Annotated in this window: 4 protein-coding genes; 3 read left to right on the forward strand and 1 reads right to left on the reverse strand. The window is 64.2% G+C overall.

Annotation, left to right across the window (positions count from 1 at the left end; all coding sequences use genetic code 11):
- Positions 1-1,779, forward strand: a 1,779-nt coding sequence (locus tag AC1DSN_RS18010) for a hypothetical protein (protein ID WP_477332016.1), incomplete at its 5' end; no start/stop codon positions are given.
- A 27-nt stretch (positions 1,780-1,806) separates the two neighbouring features.
- Here AC1DSN_RS18010 and AC1DSN_RS18015 read toward each other — a convergent pair.
- Positions 1,807-3,204 carry a class II fumarate hydratase gene (locus tag AC1DSN_RS18015; RefSeq protein WP_477295683.1) on the reverse strand — a complete coding sequence of 466 codons (1,398 nt, stop codon included), beginning with the start codon at positions 3,202-3,204 and terminating at the stop codon, positions 1,807-1,809.
- Positions 3,205-3,430: 226 nt separating this feature from the next.
- On the opposite strand from AC1DSN_RS18015, the gene purB reads away from it, so the two are divergent.
- Entirely contained in the window at positions 3,431-4,798 is a 1,368-nt protein-coding gene (gene purB / locus AC1DSN_RS18020) for an adenylosuccinate lyase (RefSeq protein ID WP_477332018.1), read from the forward strand.
- Between the two features lie 45 nt (positions 4,799-4,843).
- Positions 4,844-5,014 (forward strand): hypothetical protein, encoded by a 171-nt coding sequence (locus AC1DSN_RS18025; RefSeq protein ID WP_477299216.1) that lies wholly within the window; start codon positions 4,844-4,846, stop codon positions 5,012-5,014.
- The last annotated feature ends 133 nt before the right edge of the window (positions 5,015-5,147 follow it).

The raw sequence follows: 5,147 nt of genomic DNA on the forward strand, positions 1-5,147 counted from the left end.
CGCTCTGCCCTGTCGGCGCTGCTGTTCATCAGCGGCCTGCGCCTCGGATACTGGCAGAAGAATCTCTCCCAACCCGTCACTCGCTGGGTTTTTCTCGAGAAGTACCGGGCAATGTTGCGCGAATGCCTGGGCATGTTCCCCGGGCTGAAAAGCGCTCAATGGTACCTGTCCGACGGCGGCCACTTCGACAACACCGGTGTCTACGCCCTGCTCAAGCGGCGGCTCGACCTCGTCGTGCTCGCGGACTGCGGCGCCGATCCCGACTACCTCTTCGGCGATGTCGAAAACCTTGTGCGTAAGGCACGCATCGATTACGACTGTGACATCGAGTTCATCGACCCTCTGGATCCGACGCTTACAGGGTTTGCTCTGGCGCCCTTCCTCGCAACGCCAACGTCCATGACCAACAAGCCGGGCGATGACTTCCTGTTGCTTGCGCGTGTCACTTATCCGCCMCGGACTGCGAGCGACGAAGCGTTCGTGGGTGCGCTCCTGATCGTGAAGCCGCGCGTGCCCACCGCGTTCGATCTGGACACCACCGCGTATGCCGAGCGGCAACCGCCGTTCCCACAGCAGCCCACGTCCCAACAGTTCTTCAGCGAAGAACAGTGGGAAAGCTATTGTCACCTTGGCACCTATCTTGGCTCGCTGCTTTCCGGCCCGAGCCTTGCCGCATTGCCGGCCCTGGTGAAAGCAGCAGCCGTGATCACCATGCCCACCGGGAAACTCGCGCCGAAGAAGCCCGTGAAAGCCAAGCGATCGACGGCCGCCACCGTCGGGGCATCGATTGGCCTGGGTGCCGTCGCCACGGCGTTGATCGCTATCTGGCAGGCATGGGACGGGCAGCGAACGGAGGCTGCAACGCTCGCCAAAGCCGCCGCCGAGGATGCGGGCAAGGTCACCGCGCAGATCCGCATCGTTCGCGAGGACTTCAAGAAAACAACGATCGACGTCGACAGTGCGTCTGACGACGTGACTGACTTGATCAGATTGTCATCCGCTACACCGCTGGCGGGAAGCAATCGCGACGACATGGCGACGCTGGAAACCCGGGTGCGCGCCCGCTGCGGCGCCGGCATCGACCTTTTCACCTGCACCAACCTCGCCGACAATCTGAAAAGAGCGCTGGTGCCATCGCCGGGGACGTGGGAGACGAACCTGGCGGAGTATCGAATCTGGGACAATCCTGTTCCGATCGAGGGCTCAACCAACGATCAGGGGACCACGACGCTGGCATCCCATGCGACGACCGGGGCGACCGACCTGGGGCCGGCGGTGCTGACCGGCGCAACCGCGGCACCTGCACGGGACGCTGCGGTGGCCGCCCCCGCTCCACCCCCTGCACCTGCCGGACCCGCGCGCGCGCAGACCGCGCCTGTGGCCACGAGCACGAAGGTGCCCACCGTCGAAGTGACCTACACCGCAGATGATGTCCGCACTGCGTGCGGCGGTACGGACCGACCCACCACCGTGTACACACAGGTTTACAACGACACCTCGCGGGAGAGAGCGATGGCCTACAACGCGGCGCTCAAGACGCTCGGCCTACGTGCTCCGGGCGTCGAGAACGTCACAGCCACGGCAGCGCGGCGCGGCACGCGCATTCCCTTCCAGTGGAACCAGCCTACCCTGCTCTACACCACGTCGGATGGCGCAGGCTGCGCAACGGCCCTTGCCGGATGGGCCACCACCGCGCACCACATAACGCCCCAGGTCGTGCCCCTACCGCAGGGACAAGGCCGGCCAGGCGTCCTCGAGCTGTGGTTGCCGGCGCATTGAGCCGGCAACGCGACAGATCGCCCTCCCTCAACCACCGCCACCACCACCGCCGTGAATGCCGCCCTTGGTCAGTGTGGCGGGATCGAGCAGCCTGGCCAGCTCGGCCTTCGACAGGCCGGTGGTTTCGAGGGCAACATCCATGATCGGACGCTTTTCCTTATAAGCCTGCTTGGCCGTGGCGGCCCCCTTCTCGTAGCCGATGACCGGATTGAGCGCGGTCACGAGAATGGGATTCTTGTCGAGCGCTTCGCGGATGTGTTCTTCGTTGACCTTGAAGCCGGCGATCGCTTTGTCAGCCAGCAGTACGATCACGTTCGACAGGATCTCGATCGACTGCAGCAGGTTGTACGCGATGACGGGCAGCATCACGTTGAGCTGGAAGTTACCCGACGCGCCGGCGACGGCTATCGTCGCGTCATTGCCGATGACCTGGGCTGCCACCATCGCCGCCGCTTCCGGAATGACCGGATTGACCTTGCCCGGCATGATCGACGAACCGGGCTGGAGTGCCGGCAACTCGATCTCGCCCAGACCTGCCAGCGGACCGGAATTCATCCAGCGCAGGTCGTTGGCGATCTTCATCACGGCAACGGCAAGCGCACGAAGCTGGCCAGAAAGTTCGACCGGGGCGTCCTGTGCAGCCATGCCCGCAAAGTAGTTCTCGGAGGACTCGAACTTCACGCCGGTAAGCTTCGTCAGCTCGACGGCAACCGCCGGTCCGAACTTCGGATCCGCATTGATGCCCGTACCCACCGCGCTGCCACCCTGAGGCAGGCGACGCGTGCGCTTCAGGGTGTCGGTGATACGTTCCGACGCATCGGCAATCTGCGCCGACCAGCCCGAAAGCTCCTGTCCGAAAGTGATCGGCATCGCGTCCATCAGGTGAGTGCGGCCGGTCTTGACGACCTTCTTCAGCTCTTTGGCACGGGTGTCGATGGTCTTGCGCAGGTGCTTCAGCGCCGGCAGCAGCTTCTCGGTCGTCGCCAGACTGGCGCTGACCAGGATCGCCGTGGGGATCACGTCATTGGAGCTCTGCCCCGCGTTGACGTGGTCGTTCGGGTGCACGGTCGTGCCGGCCGCCTCGGCGAGGTGAGCAATGACCTCATTGGCATTCATGTTCGAGCTGGTACCCGACCCGGTCTGAAAGACATCGATCGGGAAGTGTTCGTCGACGCCACCGGCGGCGACCTGCTCGGCGGCGGCACGGATGGCTTTGGCGGAGGCCTTGTCGAGGTGCCCCAGCTTGACGTTCGCCTCTGCCGCCGCCGACTTGATCAGGCCCAGCGCACGAATGAACTCGCGCGGCATGGTCAGCCCCGACACCGGGAAGTTATCCACCGCCCGCTGGGTCTGGGCGCCATAGAGGGCTTTGGCGGGTACCTTCAACTCGCCCATGCTGTCGCGTTCGGTGCGGAACTTGCTCATGCGGGGAACCTCGGTGGGAGATTCCCCTACAGTAAGGCCCCTTGATGCATTTTTGAACGTGTGCGGCCCCTATTCCCCTGTGGGAGCCGCTTCAGCGGCGATCCCGCGGCAGCGGGCAGGCCGTCGCCAGCACCCATCGCCGGCAAAGCCGGCTCCCACACAAGGCCCCCGCAGCGCCCAGGCGGTATAATCAGCGGCTGCCCCGCCTAGCCTCCAGGAACGCCCCATGTCCCACGCCACGCTGACCGCCCTCTCGCCGCTGGACGGCCGCTACGCCTCCAAGGTTGAGCCGCTGCGCCCCATCTTCAGCGAATTCGGCCTCATGCATCGCCGTGTGCACGTGGAGATCCACTGGCTGCTGGCCCTGGCCGCGCACCCGGGCATCGTCGAGCTGCCGGCCTTCCCGGCCGACGCCGTGACCCGCCTGCTCGCCATCGCCGACGCCTTCTCCATCGAGGACGGCGAGCGGATCAAGGCGATCGAGGCCACGACCAACCACGACGTCAAGGCGGTCGAGTACCTTATCAAGGAAAAGATCGGCAACGATCCCGCCCTCGCCCAGGCCAAAGAGTTCGTGCATTTCGCCTGCACCAGCGAAGACATCAACAACCTCGCTTACTCGCTGATGCTGCGCGACGCGCGTGAATCGGTGTTGCTGCCAGCGCTGGACAAGGTCATCGCGATGCTGCGCGGCCTCGCGCACGAGCACGCCGGCCTCTCCCTGCTCGCTCGCACGCACGGCCAGACCGCCTCGCCGACGACCATGGGCAAGGAAATCGCCAACGTCGTCGCGCGCCTCGAGCGTCAGCGTCGCCAGCTCGTCGCCATCGAGATCCCGGGCAAGATCAACGGTGCCGTCGGTAACTACAACGCCCACGTCATCGCCTATCCGGCGGTCGACTGGCCGGCGCTCGCGTCGAACTTCGTCGACGGCCTCGGCCTTACGTTCAATCCGTACACGACGCAGATCGAGCCGCACGACGGCATCGCCGAATTCGCCGACGTACTCCGCCGGATCAACATCATTCTTATCGACCTCGCGCGCGACATCTGGGGCTACATCTCGCTGGGCTACTTCCGCCAGGCGCTCAAGGCGGGCGAAGTCGGTTCGTCCACGATGCCGCACAAGGTCAACCCGATCGACTTCGAGAATGCCGAAGGCAACTTCGGTCTCGCCAACGCCCTGCTCGGCCACTTCGCCGAGAAGCTCCCGATCAGCCGCTGGCAGCGCGATCTCACCGACTCCACCGTGCTGCGTGCACTCGGCACGGCTTACGGCCATTCGCTGGTCGCGATCGAGTCGCTGCTGAAGGGTCTGGGCAAGCTCAACGTCAACGCCGAGCGCGTCGCCGCTGATCTCGACAACAGCTGGGAAGTCCTCGCGGAAGCCGTCCAGACCGTCATGCGTCGCTTCGGCCTGCCGGAACCGTACGAGCAGCTCAAGGCGCTCACGCGCGGCCAGGGCATCACGAAGGATTCGATGCGTGCCTTCATTGCTGGCCTCGACCTGCCTGCCGATGCGAAGCAGGCACTGGCTGAGTTGACGCCTGCGTCGTACATCGGCCTTGCGGACAAGCTAGCCAAAGCGATCTGATCAAACTCGCACCGCGCCCGTAAAGTAGAAAAGCCCGGCATTCACATGTCGGGCTATTTCTTGCCATCGGGCGTCAGGCGTCAGGCGTCAATGGTGATCGTGGTCGTCACAACTATTGTCACGATTGCCACGATCGTCGCAGTGATGATTGGGACCGTTGTTATAGCGATCCGGGCCACCATCGCGATGATCACGGATGAGGCAGCCGCTCAGTGAGAATACGGAAGACAAGAGGATAGCGAGTAGAAACAGGCGTTTCATGGGTGGCTCCGGAGATAACGACCACGCGTTATATGGCTACAACGTACGCGCAGTCACATCAAAGGGCGATGACGACCGCACTCAAACC

The organism is Luteibacter sp. P4_D7_3, assembly GCF_056401735.1.